The sequence below is a fragment of the Phaeospirillum tilakii genome (assembly GCF_042683125.1).
Lineage (GTDB): Bacteria > Pseudomonadota > Alphaproteobacteria > Rhodospirillales > Magnetospirillaceae > Phaeospirillum > Phaeospirillum tilakii.
Map to the genome: position 1 here is coordinate 25,984 of NZ_JBHUIY010000016.1, position 19,943 is coordinate 45,926.

A 19,943-nucleotide genomic window follows, 5' to 3' on the forward strand; every position below is an offset into this window, starting at 1 on the left:
TCAATCAAAGAAATGAGGGAGTCGGGGAGCTTTGCTTCCCGAGCGGGCCGGCGGGCGGCAGCCCGCCTGATTCTCGAAGCGCGCGGGGCGGCAGCCCGCGTTACAGCGCGGCGGCGAGGGCGGCCAGCACGCCGTCCCAATCGCCGGCCTGTTGCTGACGGAACAGGCGCAGGCTGGGGTACCACGGCGTGTCGGGGCGGTCGAGCAGCCAGCGCCAGTCCGGCACCCGGGGCAGCAGCAGCCAGGTCGGCAGGCCGAGCGCGCCGGTGAGGTGGGGCAGCGAGGTATCGGTCGAGACGATCAGGTCGAGCGCGGTGGCGATCGCCCCGGTATGGTCGAAATCGCCCACCACCGCCGACAGGTCGAGCACCTGTCCGGCCGCCGCCGCCAGCGCGGCGCGATCCTCCGGGCGGGGATCCTTTTGCAGCGCGAACAGGGTGATGCCGGGGCGCGACAGCGCCGCGATCAGGGCGGCGACCCGGCCGGGGGCGAAGGAGCGGGCATGGTCGGCCTGATAGGCCGGATTGCCGGCCCAGGCGATCCCGATCTTGAGCCCGCCGAGCCCGCCCAGCCGCCGGCGCCATTCCGCCACCGCCGCCGGATCGGGCACCAGATAGGGCACCGGGCCGGGCAACTGGTCGAGGCCGATGTCGAAGCGGTGGGGCAGGCTGCCGAGCGGACAGTGGAAATCGACCGGCGGCAGCGGCTCGCCCTTGCGCAGCACCTGGGCGCAGGGGAACGAGCGGGCGATCAGTCCGGCCAGCGGCGGCTGCACCTCCAGCACCAGCCGTGCTCCCGCCGCCTCCAGCCGGGCGGCGAAGCGGACGAACTGGATCGTGTCGCCCAGCCCCTGTTCGGCATGGAGCAGGAGGGTGCGGCCGAGCGGATCCTCGCCCTGCCAAGGCGGGCAGGGGAAGGCGCGGACCGTCCGCCACATCACCCCGGGGCGGGTGCGCCACTCATATTCTTCCCAACCCCGGCGCAGGTCGCCGTCGAGCAGCCGCAGCCGGGCCAGGGTGAAATGGGCCGGGGCGTCGGTCGGGTTGCGCGCCAGCGCGGCGGCGGTCATTTCCCGCGCCGGCTCGATCTCGCCCTTGGCCAGCAGCGCGGCGGCGAGCGGGGCATAGGCGCCGGCACCGTTGGCCCCCAGCGCGATCGCCTGCCGGTGGGCCTCGATCGCGGCATCAAGCTCGCCCCGGTCGCACAGGGCGGCGCCCAGGCAGCTATAGGCCTCGGCCCGGGCCGGGTCGCAGGCGATCGCCTGACGGTGGGCGGCGATCGCGGCGTCGATCTCGCCTTCGAACCGCAGGATCGAGCCCAGCATCGAATAGGCGCCGGCGAATCCGGGCCGGGCCTTCACCGTCGCCAGCAGGCTCTCGATCGCCTCGGCGTTGCGGCCCTGATGGACCAGGGCGCGGGCCTGTTCGATCTCGGGGTCGGGGGCGTCGACGTCGTCCGCCGTCCGATCGCCGAGGTCCGCCATCGCCCTGCTCCCTTTAATCCGGTCTGTCCCGTGCTATCGTTTCAGCGCGTCGAGCGCCGGGCCGAATCCCTTCAGCGAGGCGGTGATCGCCACCGTCTTGTCGGCGCCGAACGGCATCACCGCGAAGGCGAGATGGTGGGCGTGGCGCAGGCGGTCGAGGGTGGCGTCGTCGAGCCGGATCGTGCCGAGGCAGCCGACCGGCACGCATTGCTGGATCCGGATCGGCTGCGGCGGCTGGTCGTCGATGCGGAAGGCGGCGCCCACCGTCAGATTGATGCCGAGCGGGAAGGTCGCCACCATCGTCAACTCGCCCTCGGGGCCGAAAGTGCCGATCACCACGTCAAGGACGCGCTTGTCGCCGTCCTTCAGCATCTGGCTCTGCTCGATGAAGCAGCGTTCCTCGCCGCCGGTCGGCGGCACCCGGCACACCAGCCCCCAATCCTCGAACCGGATCGGGGCCGGCTTGGCCGCCGCCGGCGGGGGGGCGGGGGGCGGGGTCTGCCCCTCGGCCGCCGCCGGTCCCGCCGCCACGGTCAGAGCCAGGGCCAAGGCGGCGCCGGCCGCCAGCGATCGCTTCGGGTGATCCATCCTGTCGCCGCCTGTTCCCTGTTTTCGGTGCCGCCTCACCCCTGCATGCGCGAGCGGAAATAGGCGATGGTGCGCTGCAATCCCTCTTCCAGCGCCACCTTGGGCGCCCAGTCGAGCACCGCCTTGGCCTGGGTGATGTCGGGGCGGCGCTGCATCGGGTCGTCGGCCGGCAGCGGCTGATAGACGATCTCCGAGCCCGAGCCGACCATCGCCACCACCATCTCGGCCAGTTCGCGCACCGTCATCTCGCGCGGATTGCCGATGTTGATCGGGCCGGTGACGTCGTCGGGGGTGGCCATCAGCCGCAGGAAGCCCTCGATCAGGTCATCGACGTAACAGAAGCTGCGGGTCTGGCTGCCATCGCCGTACAGGGTGATCGGCCGTCCCTCCAGCGCCTGGACGATGAAGTTCGATACCACCCGGCCGTCGTCGGGATGCATGCGCGGGCCGTAGGTGTTGAAGATCCGCACCACCTTGATCCGCAGGCCGTGCTGGCGCCAGTAATCGAAGAACAGGGTTTCGGCGCAACGCTTGCCCTCGTCGTAGCAGGCGCGCGGGCCGATCGGATTGACGCAGCCGCGATAATCCTCGGTCTGGGGATGGACCTGGGGGTCGCCATAGACCTCGGAGGTCGAGGCCTGGAAGATCTTGGCGCCGACCCGCTTGGCCAGCCCCAGCATGTTGATCGCGCCGTGGACGCTGGTCTTGGTGGTCTGCACCGGGTCGCGCTGGTAATGCACCGGCGAGGCCGGGCAGGCGAGGTTGTAGATCTCGTCCACCTCGACATAGAGCGGGAAGGTGACGTCGTGCCGCACCAGTTCGAAATACGGATTGCCGAGCAGGTGGGCGATGTTGTCCTTCGAGCCGGTGAACAGGTTGTCGGCGCACAGCACGTCGCAGCCTTCGGCGAGCAGGCGCTCGCACAGGTGCGAGCCGAGGAATCCCGCCCCGCCGGTCACCAGCACCCGCTTGCGGCCATACTTCATCTGTTGTCCCCTTATGGATATCCGGTTCGGTTCTACTCCCGAATTCGCACCCTGTCATCCCCGCGCCATCGTCTCCCTTGCCGCGTGAGGCCTCGCGCGGGGATCGAAACGGTTGCGGACGGTGTGCTATAGAGGCTGTCCTGGTCAGAGCGCGAACCGCGGCGTCCCGTCGCGGTTCTATCCAAAGAGGGATGCCGTGAGCGAACGTGAATCCATGGAGTTCGACGTGGTGATCGTCGGCGGCGGGCCGTCCGGCCTGTCGGCGGCGATCCGCCTCAAGCAGATCGATCCGGACCTGTCCGTCTGCGTCCTGGAAAAAGGGTCGGAAATCGGCGCCCACATCCTGTCGGGGGCGGTGCTGGAGCCGCATGCCCTGGCCGAGCTGATTCCCGACTGGCGCGAGCGGGGGGCGCCGCTCAACACCCCGGCCCATGACGATACCTTCCTGTTCCTGACCGAGACCAGATCGTATCGGCTGCCGACCCCGCCGACGATGAACAATCACGGCAACTACATCATCTCGCTCGGCAATTTCGTCCGCTGGCTGGCGGCCCAGGCCGAGGAACTCGGGGTCGAGGTGTTCGCCGGCTTCGCCGCCGCCGAGGTGCTGTATGACGAATCCGGCGCGGTGCGCGGCGTCGCCACCGGCGACATGGGGATCGGCAAGGACGGCGCCCCCGGCCCCAATTTCACCCCCGGGGTCGAATTGCTGGCGCGCCAGACCCTGTTCGCCGAGGGCTGTCGCGGCAGCCTGACCAAGACCCTGTTCGAGCGGTTCGGCCTGCGCCGGGACTGCGACGAGCAGACCTACGGCATCGGCATCAAGGAGCTGTGGGAGGTCGATCCCGCCCGCCACCATCCCGGCCGGATCGTCCATTCGGTCGGCTGGCCGATGGACAGCAAGACCTATGGCGGCGCCTTCCTCTATCACCTTGAGGATCATCAGGTCGCGGTCGGCTTCGTCATCGGCCTCGATTACACCAACCCGCATCTGTCGCCGTTCGACGAGATGCAGCGTTTCAAGACCCATCCGGCGATCCGCGCCACCTTCGAGGGCGGGCGGCGGATCTCCTACGGCGCCCGCGCCTTGTCGGAAGGCGGGCTGCAATCGATCCCGCAGCTGACCTTCCCGGGCGGGCTGCTGATCGGCGACACCGCCGGCTTCCTCAACGTGCCGAAGATCAAGGGCAGCCACACCGCGATGAAATCGGGGATGCTGGCGGCCGAGGCGGTCGCCGCCCTGCTGGCCGGCGGCGGCGGGGCCGGGGGCGAGGCCACCGCCTATCCGGCGGCGCTGCGCCAGAGCTGGCTGTGGGACGAGCTGTATCACGCCCGCAACGTCCGTCCCTCGTTCCATTGGGGGCTGTGGGGCGGCCTGCTCTATTCGGCGTTCGATTACGAGGTGCTGCGCGGCCGGGCGCCGTGGACCCTGCGCCACCGCCGTCCCGACCACCAGACGCTGGCCAAGGCGGCCGACAGCCAGCCGATCGCCTATCCCAAGCCGGACGGGACGGTCAGCTTCGACAAGCTGTCGAGCGTGTTCATCTCCAACACCAATCACGAGGAGAACCAGCCCTCGCATCTGCGCCTGACCGATCCGGCGGCGCCGATCGCGGTCAATCTCGCCCTCTATGACGCCCCCGAGCAGCGTTACTGCCCGGCCGGGGTCTACGAGATCGTCCGGGCCGAGGACGGCACCCCGCCCCGGCTCCAGGTCAATGCCCAGAACTGCCTGCATTGCAAGACCTGCGACATCAAGGACCCGACCCAGAACATCACCTGGGTGGTGCCGGAAGGTGGCGGTGGACCGAATTATCCCAACATGTAAAGCTGCGATCTTCGACTCAGCAGGGGCCGGAGCCGCCACTCCGGCGCCTCCCCCCCGAGGAAACCTGTGATGCGAGAACGGCGACTCTCTCCCCCCCCGCTGGCCCTGGCCCTGGCTCTGGCCCTGGCGGGGGTCGGCCTGACCACCTGCGTCCCCGGCCCGGCCGCGCCTCCCGATCCGGCGGCCGACGCCGCCGCCAGCGGGGCCCCCGCCGCCGTGCCGGGGCAGCCCGGCGGTCTGGCCGCCTATCTCGCCGGCCGGTTCGCCGAAGCCCACGGCGACACCCGCGCCGCCGCCCGCCTGCTGGCGATCGCCGCCGCCGCCGACCGCGACAACACCGACCTCCAGCGGCTGGCCTTCACCCTGCTGCTGGCCGAGGGCCGTCTCGACGAGGCGGCGCCGATGGCCGAGCGGCTGTTGCGGATCGACGAGGAGGCGCCGCTGCCGGCGATCCTGCTCGGCGCCCGCGCCGCCGAAGCCGGCCAGTATGACGAGGCCGAACGCCGCTTCGACGCCCTGCCGCGCAAGGGGCTCAACGCCTTCATCGCCCCGCTGCTGCTGGCCTGGGCCGAGGCCGGCCGGGGCGACACCGAGGGGGCGCTGCGCCTGCTGAAGGTCGGCGGCACCGTCAAGGCCTTCGCCCCGGTGTTCGAGCTGCATGCCGCGCTGATCGCCGATCTGGCCGACCGGCCCGAACAGGCCGAGGCCCATTTCCGCACCGCGCTCGAGGGCCAGAACACCCTGCGGGCGATCGAGGCGGCCGGCGCGTTCTATCAGCGCACCGGCCGGACCGAGACCGCCCGCGCCCTCTACCGCAAATATCACGCCGAACAGCCCGACCGCTCGCTGTTCGACGGCGACCGCGCCCTCGCCGCCGGGGCCAAGGCCCCCCGGGTGGTCGACGGCCCCCGCGCCGGGCTGGCCGAGGCGCTGTTCGACACCGCCTCGCTGGCCCGCCAGAGCGGCGCCCAGGATCTGGCGCTGGTGTTCGCCCGGCTGGCGCTGGATCTGCGCCCCAATTTCCCGCTGTGCCAGTTGCTGCTGGCCGACGTGCTCAGCCGCCAGGGCCGGCTCGACGAGGCCGAGCCGGTGTTCCTGGCGATCGACCCGTCCTCACTGGCGGCGGACTATGCCCGGCTGCGGCTTGCGGTCAATCTCGACGAGGCGGGGCGGACCGACGCGGCGGTGGCCGAACTGCGCCGGCTGGTCGAGGCCCGCCCCGACAGCTATGACGCGGCGATGACCCTGGGCGACGTGCTGCGCGGCCACAAACGCTTCGCCGAGGCGGCCGAGGCCTACGACATCGCCCTCACCCGCGCCGCCGCCGGCCACGAGGCCGCCAACCCGCAGCTGTGGCCGCTCTATTATGCCCGGGGCATCGCCCTTGAACGCTCCGGCCAGTGGCCGCGCGCCGAGGCCGACTTCCTCGAGGCGCTGAAACTGAAGCCCGACCAGCCCGACGTGCTCAATTACCTCGGCTATTCCTGGGTCGATCAGGGCAGCAATCTCGAGGAAGGCCGCTCGCTGCTGGAGCGGGCGGTGCGCCAGCGTCCCAACGACGGCGCCATCGTCGATTCGCTCGGCTGGGCGCTGTTCCGCCTCGGCGATTATGCCGGCGCGGTCCGGCATCTCGAACGCGCCGCCGAACTGAAGCCCGAGGATCCGACCATCAACGAGCATCTCGGCGATGCCCTGTGGCGGATCGGCCGCACCGAGGAGGCCCGCTTCCAGTGGCAGCGCGCCCTCACCCTCAATCCCGAACCGGAGCAGCTCGAACCGCTGAAAGCCAAGGCTTTGTCCGGCCAGCTGCCTCCTTTGACCGTGAAGTGACCCGTTCCATGACCGATCGTTCCGTTACCGTCGAAGCCCCGGCCAAGGTCAATCTGAGCCTGCTGGTGACCGGGCGCCGCCCCGACGGCTATCACCTGCTCGATTCGCTGGTGGCGTTCGCCGGGGTGGGCGACACCCTGACCGCCAGCCCCGGCCTGGGGCTGACCCTGTCGGTTGACGGCCCCACCGCCGCCAGCCTGCCCGAGGGCGAGAACATCGTGCTGAAGGCGGCCCGCCTGCTGGCCGAGGCCGCCGGCCGCCCGGCCGACGCGACCCTGCATCTGACCAAGCGCCTGCCGGTCGCCGCCGGCATCGGCGGCGGCTCGGCCGACGCCGCCGCCACCCTGACCGCGCTGATCCGGCTGTGGGGGCTGGACCTGCCGGCCGAGCGCCTGCACGCCTTGGCCCTGTCGATCGGCGCCGACGTCCCGGTCTGCCTCGCCGGCCGGCCGACCCGGATGGAAGGGGTGGGCGAGGTGCTGACCCCGGCCCCGGCCTTGCCGCCGGCCTGGCTGGTGCTGGTCAACCCGCTGATGCCGCTGTCGACCCCGGCGGTGTTCAAGGCCCGCACCGCCGGCTTTTCCGAACCGGCGCCGCTGACCGAGGCCCCGGCCGACGCCCGCGCCTTGGCCGTGGCGCTGGCGGCGCGGCGCAACGACCTCACCCCCCCGGCGATCGCCCTGCTGCCGGTGATCGGCGAGATGCTGGCCCTGATCGCCGCCCAGCCCGATTGCCTGCTGGCGCGGATGTCGGGTTCGGGCGCGACCTGCTTCGGCCTGTTCGCCACCGAGGCCGCCGCCCGCGCCGCCGCCGCCGCGCTGACCGCCTGCCAGCCCGGCTGGTGGGTCGCCCCGGCCCCGCTGTTGGGATGAGCGCGCCGCCGCCGTTCTGGGAGGCCAAGAGCCTGTCCGAGCTGACCCGGGCGGAGTGGGAGAGCCTGTGCGACGGCTGCGGCCGCTGCTGTCTGCACAAGCTCGAGGATGCCGATACCGGCGAGATCCACTACACCAACGTCGCCTGCAAGCTGCTCGACCTCACCTCCTGCGCCTGTAGCAATTACGAACGGCGCTGGGACAGCGTGCCCGACTGCATCCAGCTGTCGCCCCGGGTGATCGGCGACCTCGCCTGGCTGCCCTCGACCTGCGCCTACCGCCTGCTGCGCGAGGGGCGGCCGCTGCCGGCGTGGCATCCGCTGGTGTCGGGCGATCCCGACAGCGTCCACCGCGCCGGCATCTCGGTACGCGGCCGTGCCGTGCGGGAAAACCGGACCCGCCGGCTCGAACGCCACATCGTCTCTTGGCCGGCATGATCGCCGGGCGTAGGCTTGACCGAGGCGACCCTCTTTCCCATATCGTGGGACAGGAGAGGATTTGCTCCAGGAGGTTGACCGATGAGACAGCGCACTTCCCGGGCTCAGGCGGCGGCGGTCGAAGACACCAGCTCCCGCATGGCCGTGATCACCACCGTGGCGCTGTCACTGGCGCTGGCTTGGTTCAGCCTGCTGGCGGGATGAGCCCCCGCCGCGCCGCCCCGCGATCGGGGCGGACGCGGTGAGGTCCCAGCCGGCCGATGCCCCCCCGGCCCGGGCGTGGCAGCGGATGCTGTCGGGTCGCCGGCTCGATATCCTCGATCCCTCGCCGCTCGACGTCGAAATCCAGGACATCGCCCTCGGCCTGTCCCGGGTCGCCCGCTGGAACGGCCAGACCCACGGCGAACACGGCTTTTCGGTCGCCCAGCACAGCCTCGCGGTGGTCGATCTGCTGCGCCGGGCCGAGCCCCGCCTGCCGGTGCCGGCCTTGCGCGCCGGCCTGCTGCACGACGCGGCCGAATATGTCACCTCGGACCTGATCACCCCGTTCAAGCGCGCGGTCGGCCGTCCCTATGACGAGATCGAACGGCGGGTGGCGGCGGCGATCCAGCGCGCCTTCGGCCTGCCCGCGCCCCTGCCCGAAGCCTGGGAGCGGGCGATCCATCAGGCCGACCGCGCCGCCGCCTTTGCCGAGGCGGTGCAACTGGCGGGGTTCGACATCGCCGAGGCGCGCAAGGTGCTGGGCTTTCGCGGCGCGATGCCGGAACTGGACCTGACGCCCTGGCCGGCGGAGCAGGCGCGGCGGGCGTTCCTCGATCGCTTCGCCGCGCTGGGCTGATCCCGGATCGAACAGGTTACGCGGGCTGCCGCCCCCCGCGCGCTCGCGCGCGATACCAAACAGGTTACGCGGGCTGCCGCCCGCGGGCCCGCCCGGGGCGATGCCCCGGACCCCCTTTGTTTTCAAAAAAAGGGGGGAGGTCTGGAGGCGCCAGCCTCCAGGCGGGGGGCGGGGCGGCAGCCCCGAAGGGCCCTACGGCGCCGCCGGTCCGACCGCGACCAAAGCGAGGGCGTCGGGATCGAGCAGGCGGGCGGCGACGCGGCGGACGTCGGCGGCGGTGACGGTATTGATCAGGCCGGGGCGGCGATCGAGGAAATCGAGGCCGAGCCGGTCGGTCTGCATCTGCACCAGCAACTGGGCGATCGCCGAGGTCGAATCGAGCCCGAGCGGGAACGAGCCGTTGAGGTAGGTCTTGGCATCGGCCAGTTCGGTCTCGGTCGGGCCGTCGTCGCGCATCCGGCGCAGTTCCTGGCGGATCAGCGCCAGCGACTGGTCGAACCGGCTGTTCTCGGTGGCGACGCCGCCGAACAGCACCCCGGCATGGTCGAGCGGGATCAGCGCGGTCCACACCCCATAGGCCAGCCCGTTCTTTTCCCGCACCGTCTCGGTCAGGCGCGAGGCGAAGCCGCCGCCGCCGAGGATGTGATTCATCACCGTCGCGGCGTACCAGTCGGGATCGTCGCGCTTGATCCCGGCCAGCCCGAAATTGGCGACGGTCTGGGGGATGGCGCGGGCAATCCGCTCGCTCTGGCCGTGGGTGTCGGCGCGGGTCTCGGCCACCGTCAGCGCCGCGCCCCGGGCGGGCAGGCCGGCGAAGGTGGCATCGAGCAGGCGGCCCAGTTCGGGCGGGTCGATGTCGCCGACCACCCCGATGGTCATCCGGTCGCGGGCGAGCTGGCGGGTGACCTCGCTTTTGAGGTCGGCGACGGTGATGGTCTTGACGGTGGCGATGTCGCCGCGCGGCGAACGGCCGTAGGGATGGCCGGGGAAGGCGGCGGCGAACCACGCCCGGGCGGCGAGATGCTCGGGGCTTTCGGATTCGCGCATCAGTCCGGTCAGCAACTGGCCGCGGATCCGCTCGACCGCCGGGGCGTCGAAGCGCGGCGCGGTCAGGGCGAGCCGCAGCAGGTCGAACGCCTCGTCGCGATGCTCGGTCAGGGTCTTGAGATGGCCGCGCAGGGCGTCGCGGCCGGCGTCGAACGACAGGCCGATCACCCGATCCTCCAGCCGGCGCTGGAACGCCTGCGACCCATAGGGGCCGGCGCCTTCGTCGAGCAGGGCGGCGGTCATCGTCGCCAGCCCGGTCTTGCCGGCGGGATCGAGCGAGGCCCCGCCCCGGAAGCTGACCTCGACCGCCAGGATCGGATTGGCATGGTCGCGCACCAGCCAGGCCTCGATTCCGCCCGGGCTGACCACCCGTTCGATGGTGACCGCGCCGGCCGGACCCGACAGGACCAGGGCGACAAGCAGGGCGCAGACGGCGAGCAGACGCGACATCAGTGGATCCCCCGTTCGGACGTCTGGGCGGGTGCGGCGGGCGGGACGGACGGTTTCCCGCCGGTGCCGGGCTCGGGCAGCAGCAGGCCGGTGACCGAGCCCCGGGGGTCGAGCACCCGGGCGGCGGCCTCGGCCACCTCGGCCGGGGTCACCGCCGCGATCCGGTCGGGCCAGGATTCGACCTCCTCGACCGAGAGGCCGACGGCGAGGGCCTCGCCCAGCACCTGGGCGCCGGTATGGAGCGAATCCCGGGCATAGGCGGACGAGGCGCGCAGGCGGGTCTTGGCCCGCTCGATCTCCTCGGGCGGGATCTCGCCCTTGGCGATGCGGGCGATCTCGCGCTCGATCGCCGCTTCGAGCTTGGCGAGCGGCACCCCCGGGCGCGGCGTCGCGGCGATGGCGAAGCTGGTCTGGCCGACCGCCACCGGGTCGTAGCTGGCGCTGACCCCGGCGGCCAGCCCCTGCTCGACCACCAGACTGCGGTAAAGCTGGGCGGTGGCGCCGCCGCCGATCACCTCGGCCAGCACTTCCAGCGGCTGGGCCAGCCGGGTCTCGCCCGCCCGCGCGCTGGGGGCGAGATAGAGCCGGCGCCAGGCCGGCTGGGCGACGCGCGGATCGGTCAGCGTCACCCGCCGCGCCGCCTCGGGCGGCGGCTCCTCGGTGTGCAACCGGGGCGGCAGCTCGCGCCGGGGCAGCGCGCCGTAATATTTCTCGGCCAGCGGCCGCACCGTGGCGGCATCGACGTCGCCGGCCACCACCAGCACCGCGTTGTTGGGGGCGTACCAGCGGCGATAGAACGCCAAGGCGTCGTCGCGGCCGAGCCGGGCGATCTCGGACTGCCAGCCGATCACCGGGCGGTGATAGGGGCTGTTGAGGAACAGCGCCGCCTCCATCTGCTGGGACAGGCGGGCTTCCGGGCTGTTGCCGACCCGCATCCGCCATTCCTCCAGCACCACCGCCCGCTCGGTCTCGACGCTGTCGCGGTCGAGCGCGAGGTTGGCCATCCGGTCGGCTTCCATCTTCATCACCAGTTCGAGCCGGTCGGCGGCGACGTTCTGGTAATAGCCGGTGTAATCCGAGGTGGTGAAGGCGTTGTCGCGGCCGCCATTGCGGGCGACGATCTTCGAGAACGCCCCGGGCGGCACCTCGGGGGTGCCCTTGAACATCAGATGTTCGAGCAGATGGGCGAGGCCGCTCTTGCCCGGCTCCTCGTCGGCGGCGCCGACCTTGTACCACACCATGTGCGAGACGATCGGCACGCGGTGGTTGGGCACCACCACCACGGTCAGCCCGTTGGCCAGGGTGAAGGTCTCGGGATCGAACAGCCGCGCCTCGGCCGGGCGGGCCAGCAGCAGCAGCGCCGCGAGCAGGAACGAAGGTTTGAGCGCCGCGCGCATGGGCCATCCTCCTGAGGGGGAAGGCAGGGCTGCCGCCCGGACCCCCGTTTTTTCAAACAAAGGGGAGGTTCGGAGGCGTCGGCCTCCGAGCGGGTCCGGGCGGCAGCCCGGTCAGGCCGCCCTCCGGATCAGAAGATGCCTTCGAGGATCGCCTTCTTGCGCCGCTCGATCTGCGGGGTCTCGCCCTCGGACACCGACTTGCCGAGCGCCTGATTTTCGCGCAGGCGCTGGGTTTCCTTGACCGGATCGACCGCGATGCCGGCCGGCTCGGGCTTGCGCCAGAACACCATCCGGTCGGTGAAGCTCTTTTCCGCCTCGGCCAAAGCGAGGCTTTCCTTGTCGATCAGCACGCGGATGTCGGGCTGGATCGACTCGGCGCCGAAGCGTTTGGCGAGGATCACGTCGCCCTGGGTGCGGCCGGCGGTGGCGACCGGGGTGGTCAGGCTGCGCCCGGCCAGCAGCCGGCGGGCCTGATCGCGCGGCGAGGTTTCCTGCGGCCGGGTCGCGCCGGGCTGGGGCGGGCGCAGATTGAAGTCGGGCGGCAGGGTCAGCGGCGCCCGTTCGACCACCTGGAACTCGTCGGGCGGGGCCTTTTCATAGCCCAGCGACCGCCGGACGTCGGTGCAGGCGGACAGCCCGACCCCCAGCCCGAGAATCAGGACGGCAAGGCCGAGCGCAGGACGGGGGGAGCGGTCATTTGGTCTCATGGCTCTCAGTCTTAGTCGAATCCGGGCGGCGGAACAAGGAGTCGGCCACCAGCATCACGGCACCGATCGTGATCGCCGAATCCGCCAGATTGAAGGCAGGCCAGTGATGCCCGGCCAGATGGACATCGACGAAGTCGGCCACCGCTCCGAAGCGCAGCCGGTCGATCACGTTGCCGAGCGCGCCGCCGATGATCAGCCCGACCGCCAGCCGCACCAGATCCGAGCCGGCCCGGCGCAGCCACGCCACCAGCCCGACCACGATCAGGGCGGACAGGCCCGACAGCACCAGCGGGTCGAGCGGCTCGGCGCCGTTGCCGATGCCGAAGCTGACCCCCCGGTTCCACGCCATCACCAGATTGAGCACCGGGGCGAGTTCGATCCGGTAGGGGCTCCAGAACGGGGTGCCGACCACCCCCTCGGGCCGCATCAGCTGCTCGACCACCGCCCATTTGCTGAGCTGGTCGAGCCCGATCACCAGCGCCGACAGGCCGAGGGCGGCGCGCACCCCGCACCGCATCAGTTGGCCTCCGCCGCGACCGCCGCCATCGCGGAACCGCAGCGGGCGCAGACCCCGCCGGCGGCGACCTCGGGCAGCACCTTCCAGCAGCGCGGGCATTTCTCGCCCTCGGCCAGACGCGGCTCGACCGCCACCCCGGCCACCTCGGGCAGGGTGAAGGCGGCCGGATCGGCGGTGCCGACCCGCAGTTCGGCCCCCGAGGTCAGGAAGATCTCGGCCAGATCGACCCCGTCGAGCAGGGTCTGGACCTCGGCGCTGACCGTCAGCAGCGGGCTGGCCTGCAACGCCGAACCGATCCGCTTGGCGGCGCGTTCGCGCTCCAGCGCCCCGGTGACGACGCGGCGCACCTCGCGGATCTTCGCCCAGCGCGCGGCCAGGGCGTCGTCGCGCCACGAAGCCGGCAGGTCGGGGAAGGCTTCGAGATGGACCGAGCCGTCCGCGGAGGGATGGCGCGCCAGCCACGCTTCCTCGGCGGTGAAGCACAGGAACGGGGCCAGCCATTTGCACAGGGTGTCGAGCAGGAGGTCGAACACGGTGCGGGCGGCACGGCGGCGCGGTGACTCCGCCGTGTCGCAGTACAGCGCGTCCTTGCGCACGTCGAAATAGAACGCCGACAGATCGACCGCGCAGAAATTATGCAGCTCGGCGAACAGGCCGTGGAAGGTGAAATCCTCGGCGGCGGCGCGCAGCCCCTGATCCAGTTCGCTCAGCCGGTGCAGCACCCAGCGTTCCAGCTCGGGCAATTGCTCGAACGGCACCCGCTCGGCCGGGGTGAAGCCGTCGAGCGCGCCGAGCAGATAGCGCAGGGTGTTGCGCAGGCGGCGGTAGATGTCGACCTGGGTCTTGAGGATCTCCGGCCCGATGCGCAGATCGTCGGAATAATCCGAGCCGGCCACCCACAGCCGCAGGATGTCGGCGCCCTGGGCATCGACCACCTCCTGCGGCGAGACGACGTTGCCGAGCGATTTCGACATCTTGCGCCCGGCCTCGTCGAGGACGAAGCCATGGGTCAGCACCGCGTCATAGGGCGCCCGGCCCCGGGTGCCGCAGGATTCCAGCAGCGAGGAATGGAACCAGCCGCGATGCTGGTCCGAGCCTTCGAGATAGAGCGAGGCCGGCCAGGACAACGCCGGCCAGTCGCCGCTTTCCAGCACGAAGGCATGGGTGCAGCCGGAATCGAACCAGACGTCGAGGATGTCGAACACCTGCTCGTAATCGGCCGGGTCGCGCCCCTCGCCCAGGAAGCGGGCGGGCGGGCTGGTGAACCAGGCGTCGGAGCCCTCGGCGGCGAAGGCCTCGACCACCCGCGCCATCACCGCCGGGTCGCGCAGCGGCTGGCCGCTCTTCTTCTCGACGAACACCGCGATCGGCACGCCCCAGGCGCGCTGGCGCGACACGCACCAATCGGGCCGGCTTTCGATCATCGCGCCGATCCGGTTGCGGCCCTGGGCCGGGACGAAGCGGGTGTCGGCCAGCGCCGACAGCGCCTTGGCCCGAAGCCCGGTCGTCTCCATCGAGATGAACCATTGCGGGGTGTTGCGGAAGATCAGCGGCGCCTTGGAGCGCCAGGAATGGGGATAGGAATGCTCGATCTTGCCGTGGGCCAGCAGGGTGCCGCATTCGGTCATCGCCGCGATCACCGCCTTGGCGACCGGGCTGTAATATTTGCCGTTCTTGCCTTGGGCCAGCACGCTCTGGCCGGCGAAGACCGCGACATGGGAATAATAGGTGCCGTCGGGCTGCACCGTGTCGGGGATGGCGATATTGTGGGCCTTGCCGAGATGCCAGTCATCCTCGCCATGGCCGGGGGCGATGTGGACGAAGCCGGTGCCGGTGTCGGTGGTGACGAAATCGCCGGCCAGCAGCGGCACCGCGAAATCGTAGCCGCCCTTGGCCTCGGGATGGTGCTTCAGCGGGTGGTGACAGATCGTGCCGGCAAGGCGGGCGCCGGGGATCCGCTCGATCACCCGCAGGGCGGCGCCGCTGTCCTTGGCCACCTGCTCGACCAGATCGGCCAGGATCACCAGCCGCTCGCCGACCTGGGCCAGCCCGCTGGCCGGGGCCTCGGTCACCTCGACCAGGGCGTACTCGAAATCGGCGCCATAGGCGATGGCGCGGTTGCCCGGCATGGTCCAGGGGGTGGTGGTCCAGATCACCACCTTGGCCCCTTCCAGCGCCGGCAGGCTGGGCGTGACCACCGGGAACTTGACCCAGATGGTGATGCTGGTGTGGTCGTGATACTCGACTTCGGCCTCGGCCAAAGCGGTCTTCTCGACCACCGACCACAGCACCGGCTTGGCCCCCTTGTAGAGCGAGCCGTCGAGTAGGAACTTGCCCAGTTCGGCGACGATGATCGATTCGGCCCGATTGGTCATCGTGGTGTAGGGATGAGTCCAATCGGCGGTGATGCCGAGGCGCTGGAATTCCTCGCGCTGAATCCCGATCCAGCCGGCGGCGAACTGGCGGCATTCCTCGCGGAAGGTGACGATGTCGATCTCGTCCTTGCTCTTGGCGCCGTTGGCCCCGCCGGCGCGGTACTTTTCCTCGATCTTCCACTCGATCGGCAGGCCGTGGCAGTCCCAGCCCGGCACGTAGACCGCGTCCTTGCCCAGCATCTGCCGGGTGCGGACGATGACGTCCTTCAGGATCTTGTTGAGGGCGTGGCCGATATGGAGATGGCCGTTCGCATAGGGCGGGCCGTCATGGAGAATGAACTTCTCCCGCCCTTTCGCCGTCGCGCGCAGCCGGTCGAACAGCCCGATCCGCGCCCAGCGCTCCAGCAGGCGGGGCTCCAGCGCCGGCAGGCCGGCCTTCATCGGGAATTCGGTCCGGGGCAGGAAGACGGTGGTCTTGGGGTCGACGGTCATCGATTCAATCCGGAGGTACTGGCCGCGACCGGGACCATCGGTCCCGGCGTGGCGGGGAAAGGAAGGCCGCCCAGGCGGTCACGGGCGGTTTCGGCGTCGCGGACGATCTGCGCCCGCAATTCCTCCACCCCGGAGAACTTGCGTTCGGGGCGGAGATGGTCGATCAGCGCCACCCGCAGGTGACGGCCGTAGAGGTCCTCGCTGATGCCGAACAGATGGACTTCGAGCACCTCGTCGGTCTGGTCGAAGGTCGGGCGGCGGCCGAAATTGGCGACGCCGTCATGCCAGACGGTGGTGGCGCCCCGGTCGATGCCGGCGCGCACCGCATAGACTCCGGTGGCCGGGCGCTGATAGTCGCCGAGGCGCAGATTGGCGGTGGGGAAGCCGAGGTCGCGGCCGCGGGCGCTGCCATGCTCGACCCGGCCCTCGATCTCCCAGTAATGGCCGAGCAGCCCGGCCGCTTCGGCGGGACGGCCGGCGGTCAGGGCGGCGCGGACCCGGGTCGAGGAGCAGGGGGCGCCGCCGATTTCGGCAGCCGGCACCACGGTGACGCCGAAGCCGAGTTCGTCGCCGACCCGGGTGAGGAACTCGCAATCGCCGCCGCGCCCCTGGCCGAAGACGTAATCATAGCCGACCACGACATGGCCGACCCCCATCGCCCCCACCAGGAAGCCGACGACGAAATCATGGGCCGACACCCCGGCGAAACCGGCATCGAAGCTCTGCTGGAACAGCAGGTCGATCCCCAGCGCCTCGATCAGCCGGGCCTTGACCCGCAGCGGGGTCAGGCGGAACGGCGGCAGATCGGGCCGGAACAGTCGGCGCGGATGCGGCTCGAACGTCATCACCCCGGAGGCGGCGCCCCGGGCCCGGGCCAGCTCGCGCGCAGCCAGGATCACCGCCTGGTGGCCGAGATGGACCCCATCGAAATTGCCGAGCGCGACCACGCAACCGCGATGCACGTCACCAAACTCGCCGCAATGCCGGATCAGGCGCATCGGATCGGTTCACCCGCAGCACAAACCAGGGAAGGGGACAAGGGGTATTCGATAACAGCGCAAAGCGCAACCCCAAGGTCGCGCCACGCCGCGCCCGGCCGGCCCCGGCGGCGGCGATGACCGATTTGTCATCTGGCTTCGCCCGCCCGAGATGCTCTACTGCTGGCGCATCTCTGATCCGCCGTCACGTTGTAAGGAGCCTTTCATCTTGCATCGAACCGTCAAGGCCGGCCTGCTCGGCCTGATCCTCGGGCTGACCGCCCCCGCCGCCTGGGCCGAGGCCGTGCCGGGCGCCGACAATGGCCGCCATCCGGTCGGCCGCTATCCGAGCGGGCTCGACACCAGCCGGGCGATGGTGATCGACGGCGCGGTCAACGTCGCCGCCCCGCCCCGCGCGGTGGCCGCCTTCCTCGCCCGGCTCGACCGCCATTTCCTCGCCCTCAATCCCGACAACCGCAAGACCGAGGTGATCGGCGGCGGCGATCTGGTGCCCGGGGCGGAATGGGTGACCGAACAGGTTGCCGACGGTCAGTTGGTGCGCTCGCGCCACAAGGTGGTCGAGGCCGACGGCGTCAGCCGGATGACCCTGGTGTCCGATCCCTCGGTGACGCTGGTCGATGACGAGGAACACGTCAACCCGACCATCACCCAGTTCACCATCACCGCCCGGACGGACGGCGGCAGCGTGCTGCGCGAACGGCTGACGATCTGCTTTTCCAGCCGGTTCGAACGGATCGGCGCCGGACTGATCGGGGTCGACAGCGCGTGGAAGAACCGCACCGAGGCCGGGTTGGCCGAGATGGCCCGCCGGATCGAGGCGGAACAGACCGCGCCCGCCGCGCCGTTCTAACGAGAAAGAAGGGGGGCCGGGGCATCGCCCCGGCGGGCCCGCGGGCAGCGCCCGCGCGACATTTCACCAAAACGCCACCCGCCGTCACCGCCGGATCCTCTACAGTCGGGCGATGAGCGAAACCACCCCCTCCCGCACCGGGGCCGTCGCGCGCGAGAGCGATGGCCGGCTGGCCCTGTGGGTGTGCAACCGCTGCGGCCATGTCTACGACCCGGCGCAGGGTGAGCCCTTGCAGGCGATCGGGCCGGGCGTGCCGTTCGAATACCTGCCCGACGACTGGCTGTGCCCCCATTGCGGCGCCCCGAAAGACCTGTACCTCCACTGACGGAGCCACCGATGCCCGCCCGTTCGACCTCTCCTGCCCTGTCGGCGTTGATCGCCACCCGCCTGTCGCGGCGCGCGATGATACGCGGCCTGCTCGCCACCAGCGCGCTGGCCGCCTTCCCCGGTGCGGCGCTGGCCGCCGGCGGCGATCCCTCGACCCTCCGCTTCGCCCAGCCGCCCCACGTCATCGGCCCCGATCAGGGGGTGTCGCCCGGCCACGTCGCCCAGGTGCTGATCCGCTGGGGCGACCCGATCGAGCCCGGTCTGGCCCCGTTCGACCCGCACATCCCCGATGCCGCCGGGCAGGAGAAGCGGTTCGGCTACAACAACGATTTCCTCGCCTTCCTGCCGCTGCCGGTGGGGTCGCAGACCTCGGACCACGGCCTGCTCTGCGCCAATTTCGAATACACCAACCCCGAACTGATGTTCCCGGGCCTGACGATCAAGACCAAGCTGGAGACGATGACCCGGGCCCAGGTCGATGCCGAGATCGCCGCCCACGGCCATGGCATCGTCGAGATCCGCCGCGACGGCGAGGCCTGGCGGGTGGTCGAGGCCAGCCCGTTCAACCGCCGCCTGTCGGCGCTGTCGACCGCGATCCGGCTGTCCGGCCCCGCCGCCGGCCATCCCCGCCTGCGCACCGCCGCCGATCCCGAGGGACGCACGGTGGTCGGCACCCTCAACAATTGCTCGGGCGGCGTCACCCCGTGGGGGACGGTGCTGATCGCCGAGGAGAATTTCGACACCTATTTCTCGGGCGACCCCAAAAAGACCGCCGAGGCGGCCAATTACGCCCGGCTGGGGCTCAAGGGCAAAAGCCGCTACGCCTGGGCGCGCTTCCATGACCGCTTCGACGTCGAGAAGGAGCCGAACGAGCCCAACCGGTTCGGCTGGGTGGTCGAAATCGATCCCTACGACCCGACCTTCGTCCCGGTCAAGCGCACCGCGCTCGGCCGTTTCAAGCACGAGGCCGCCACCGTGGTGGTCACCCCCGACCGCAAGGTGGTGGTCTATACCGGCGACGACGAGGCGTTCGAATATCTCTACCGCTTCGTCGCCGCGCGCCGGTTCGACCCGAGCCGGCGCCAGGCCAATTTCGATCTGCTCGACGAGGGCACCCTGTCGGTGGCCCGTTTCGACGATGCCGGTGGGCTGGTCTGGCTGCCGCTGGTATTCGGCCAGGGGCCGCTGACCCCGGCCAACGGCTTCCACACCCAGGCCGACGTGGTGATCGAGGCCCGCCGCGCCGCCGATCTGGTCGGGGCGACCCCGATGGACCGGCCGGAGGACGTCGAGGCCAGCCCGACCACCGGCAAGGTCTACATGGTGCTGACCAACAACACCAAGCGCCCGGCCGACAAGCTCAACCACGCCAACCCGCGCGCCGACAACCGCCACGGCCACATCCTCGAACTGGTTCCGCCGGGGTCCGGCCAGCCCGGACACGCCCGCCACGACGCCGAACGCTTCAGCTGGTCGGTGCTGCTGCTGGCCGGCGAAGACAAGGACGGTGCGCGTTATCACCCGCAGACGCGGGAGTACGGCCAGTGGCTGTCCTGCCCCGACAACATCACCTTCGACCGCCAGGGCCGGCTGTGGATCGCCACCGACCAGGGCTCGTCGCAGGGACGCAACGGCATCCCCGACGGGCTGTATGCCTGCGATCTGGAAGGGCCGGGCCGGGGGCTGGTCAAGTTCTTCTACGCCGTGCCGCAGGATGCCGAGATGTGCGGCCCCTGCTTCACCCCCGACGGCACCACCCTGTTCGCGGCGGTGCAGCATCCGGGCGAGGATTCGACCTTCGACGCCCCAACCACCCGCTGGCCGGATTTCCGCGACGACATGCCGCCACGCCCGGCGGTGGTGGCGATCCGCCGCCAGGACGGCAAGCCGATCGGTTGAGGGGACGCCCCCGCCCCTCATC

The 19,943-nt window shown here is 70.9% G+C and carries 18 protein-coding genes; 9 read left to right on the plus strand and 9 right to left on the minus strand.

Going from position 1 to position 19,943, the window contains the following annotated elements:
* Positions 1-100: 100 nt before the first annotated feature.
* From ACFSNB_RS09560 to ACFSNB_RS09570, 3 genes are read right to left on the minus strand one after another with little or no spacing between them, the layout of a single operon-like run.
* Positions 101-1,483, minus strand: coding sequence for a tetratricopeptide repeat protein (locus tag ACFSNB_RS09560; RefSeq protein WP_377315951.1), 1,383 nt, complete (start codon positions 1,481-1,483; stop codon positions 101-103).
* A gap of 33 nt (positions 1,484-1,516) precedes the next feature.
* Complete coding sequence (locus ACFSNB_RS09565; RefSeq protein WP_377315952.1) at positions 1,517-2,071, minus strand: invasion associated locus B family protein; 555 nt, start codon at positions 2,069-2,071, stop codon at positions 1,517-1,519.
* Positions 2,072-2,106: 35 nt separating this feature from the next.
* Positions 2,107-3,057, minus strand: a complete 951-nt coding sequence (locus tag ACFSNB_RS09570) for a UDP-glucuronic acid decarboxylase family protein (protein WP_377315953.1) — start codon at positions 3,055-3,057, stop codon at positions 2,107-2,109.
* A gap of 214 nt (positions 3,058-3,271) precedes the next feature.
* On the opposite strand from ACFSNB_RS09570, the gene ACFSNB_RS09575 reads away from it, so the two are divergent.
* The 6 genes from ACFSNB_RS09575 (at position 3,272) to ACFSNB_RS09600 (ending at position 8,862) form a co-directional block, all read left to right on the plus strand.
* Entirely contained in the window at positions 3,272-4,885 is a 1,614-nt protein-coding gene (locus ACFSNB_RS09575) for an electron transfer flavoprotein-ubiquinone oxidoreductase (protein WP_377316004.1), read from the plus strand.
* A 69-nt stretch (positions 4,886-4,954) separates the two neighbouring features.
* Positions 4,955-6,715: a tetratricopeptide repeat protein gene (locus tag ACFSNB_RS09580; protein ID WP_377315954.1), complete on the plus strand. Its 1,761-nt coding sequence runs from the start codon at positions 4,955-4,957 to the stop codon at positions 6,713-6,715.
* Between the two features lie 8 nt (positions 6,716-6,723).
* Complete coding sequence (locus ACFSNB_RS09585; protein ID WP_377315955.1) at positions 6,724-7,587, plus strand: 4-(cytidine 5'-diphospho)-2-C-methyl-D-erythritol kinase; 864 nt, start codon at positions 6,724-6,726, stop codon at positions 7,585-7,587.
* Positions 7,584-8,024, plus strand: coding sequence for a YcgN family cysteine cluster protein (locus ACFSNB_RS09590; protein ID WP_377315956.1), 441 nt, complete (start codon positions 7,584-7,586; stop codon positions 8,022-8,024). Before ACFSNB_RS09585 ends, ACFSNB_RS09590 begins: the two co-directional genes overlap by 4 nt.
* An 81-nt stretch (positions 8,025-8,105) precedes the next feature.
* The gene (locus tag ACFSNB_RS09595; RefSeq protein WP_377315957.1) at positions 8,106-8,228 is read left to right on the plus strand and encodes a hypothetical protein; all 123 of its coding nucleotides are present in this window, start codon (positions 8,106-8,108) and stop codon (positions 8,226-8,228) included.
* A 37-nt stretch (positions 8,229-8,265) separates the two neighbouring features.
* Positions 8,266-8,862, plus strand: coding sequence for a YfbR-like 5'-deoxynucleotidase (locus tag ACFSNB_RS09600; protein WP_377315958.1), 597 nt, complete (start codon positions 8,266-8,268; stop codon positions 8,860-8,862).
* Between the two features lie 192 nt (positions 8,863-9,054).
* On the opposite strand, the gene ACFSNB_RS09605 is transcribed toward ACFSNB_RS09600, so the two are convergent.
* The 6 genes from ACFSNB_RS09605 to ACFSNB_RS09630 form a co-directional block, all read right to left on the minus strand.
* Positions 9,055-10,359: a M16 family metallopeptidase gene (locus tag ACFSNB_RS09605; protein ID WP_377315959.1), complete on the minus strand. Its 1,305-nt coding sequence runs from the start codon at positions 10,357-10,359 to the stop codon at positions 9,055-9,057.
* Positions 10,359-11,756: a M16 family metallopeptidase gene (locus ACFSNB_RS09610; protein ID WP_377315960.1), complete on the minus strand. Its 1,398-nt coding sequence runs from the start codon at positions 11,754-11,756 to the stop codon at positions 10,359-10,361. Before ACFSNB_RS09610 ends, ACFSNB_RS09605 begins: the two co-directional genes overlap by 1 nt.
* Before the next feature lie 128 nt (positions 11,757-11,884).
* The gene (locus tag ACFSNB_RS09615; RefSeq protein WP_377315961.1) at positions 11,885-12,463 is read right to left on the minus strand and encodes a DUF3035 domain-containing protein; all 579 of its coding nucleotides are present in this window, start codon (positions 12,461-12,463) and stop codon (positions 11,885-11,887) included.
* A complete protein-coding gene (gene lspA, locus ACFSNB_RS09620; protein ID WP_377315962.1) occupies positions 12,450-12,980 on the minus strand; it encodes a signal peptidase II in 531 nt (176 codons plus the stop codon). The genes ACFSNB_RS09615 and lspA overlap by 14 nt, the downstream gene beginning before the upstream one ends.
* Positions 12,980-15,847 carry an isoleucine--tRNA ligase gene (gene ileS, locus ACFSNB_RS09625; RefSeq protein ID WP_377315963.1) on the minus strand — a complete coding sequence of 956 codons (2,868 nt, stop codon included), beginning with the start codon at positions 15,845-15,847 and terminating at the stop codon, positions 12,980-12,982. The genes lspA and ileS overlap by 1 nt, the downstream gene beginning before the upstream one ends.
* The gene (locus ACFSNB_RS09630; protein WP_377315964.1) at positions 15,844-16,845 is read right to left on the minus strand and encodes a bifunctional riboflavin kinase/FAD synthetase; all 1,002 of its coding nucleotides are present in this window, start codon (positions 16,843-16,845) and stop codon (positions 15,844-15,846) included. Before ACFSNB_RS09630 ends, ileS begins: the two co-directional genes overlap by 4 nt.
* A gap of 208 nt (positions 16,846-17,053) precedes the next feature.
* Between ACFSNB_RS09630 and ACFSNB_RS09635 the strand changes: the two genes are divergently transcribed.
* From ACFSNB_RS09635 to ACFSNB_RS09645, 3 genes are all read left to right on the plus strand, one after another.
* Positions 17,054-17,695 carry a hypothetical protein gene (locus ACFSNB_RS09635; RefSeq protein WP_377315965.1) on the plus strand — a complete coding sequence of 214 codons (642 nt, stop codon included), beginning with the start codon at positions 17,054-17,056 and terminating at the stop codon, positions 17,693-17,695.
* Between the two features lie 112 nt (positions 17,696-17,807).
* Complete coding sequence (locus ACFSNB_RS09640; protein WP_377315966.1) at positions 17,808-18,020, plus strand: rubredoxin; 213 nt, start codon at positions 17,808-17,810, stop codon at positions 18,018-18,020.
* An 11-nt stretch (positions 18,021-18,031) separates the two neighbouring features.
* Positions 18,032-19,921 carry a PhoX family protein gene (locus ACFSNB_RS09645; protein ID WP_377315967.1) on the plus strand — a complete coding sequence of 630 codons (1,890 nt, stop codon included), beginning with the start codon at positions 18,032-18,034 and terminating at the stop codon, positions 19,919-19,921.
* Positions 19,922-19,943: the final 22 nt, after the last annotated feature.

Coding starts and splice junctions, on each gene's coding strand:
- ACFSNB_RS09560 (WP_377315951.1), bottom strand. CDS start 1,483: ATGGCGGACCTCGGCGATCGGACGGCGGACGACGTCGACGCCCCCGAC.
- ACFSNB_RS09565 (WP_377315952.1), bottom strand. CDS start 2,071: ATGGATCACCCGAAGCGATCGCTGGCGGCCGGCGCCGCCTTGGCCCTG.
- ACFSNB_RS09570 (WP_377315953.1), bottom strand. CDS start 3,057: ATGAAGTATGGCCGCAAGCGGGTGCTGGTGACCGGCGGGGCGGGATTC.
- ACFSNB_RS09575 (WP_377316004.1), top strand. CDS start 3,272: ATGGAGTTCGACGTGGTGATCGTCGGCGGCGGGCCGTCCGGCCTGTCG.
- ACFSNB_RS09580 (WP_377315954.1), top strand. CDS start 4,955: ATGCGAGAACGGCGACTCTCTCCCCCCCCGCTGGCCCTGGCCCTGGCT.
- ACFSNB_RS09585 (WP_377315955.1), top strand. CDS start 6,724: ATGACCGATCGTTCCGTTACCGTCGAAGCCCCGGCCAAGGTCAATCTG.
- ACFSNB_RS09590 (WP_377315956.1), top strand. CDS start 7,584: ATGAGCGCGCCGCCGCCGTTCTGGGAGGCCAAGAGCCTGTCCGAGCTG.
- ACFSNB_RS09595 (WP_377315957.1), top strand. CDS start 8,106: ATGAGACAGCGCACTTCCCGGGCTCAGGCGGCGGCGGTCGAAGACACC.
- ACFSNB_RS09605 (WP_377315959.1), bottom strand. CDS start 10,359: ATGTCGCGTCTGCTCGCCGTCTGCGCCCTGCTTGTCGCCCTGGTCCTG.
- ACFSNB_RS09610 (WP_377315960.1), bottom strand. CDS start 11,756: ATGCGCGCGGCGCTCAAACCTTCGTTCCTGCTCGCGGCGCTGCTGCTG.
- ACFSNB_RS09615 (WP_377315961.1), bottom strand. CDS start 12,463: ATGAGACCAAATGACCGCTCCCCCCGTCCTGCGCTCGGCCTTGCCGTC.
- lspA (WP_377315962.1), bottom strand. CDS start 12,980: ATGCGGTGCGGGGTGCGCGCCGCCCTCGGCCTGTCGGCGCTGGTGATC.
- ileS (WP_377315963.1), bottom strand. CDS start 15,847: ATGACCGTCGACCCCAAGACCACCGTCTTCCTGCCCCGGACCGAATTC.
- ACFSNB_RS09630 (WP_377315964.1), bottom strand. CDS start 16,845: ATGCGCCTGATCCGGCATTGCGGCGAGTTTGGTGACGTGCATCGCGGT.
- ACFSNB_RS09640 (WP_377315966.1), top strand. CDS start 17,808: ATGAGCGAAACCACCCCCTCCCGCACCGGGGCCGTCGCGCGCGAGAGC.
- ACFSNB_RS09645 (WP_377315967.1), top strand. CDS start 18,032: ATGCCCGCCCGTTCGACCTCTCCTGCCCTGTCGGCGTTGATCGCCACC.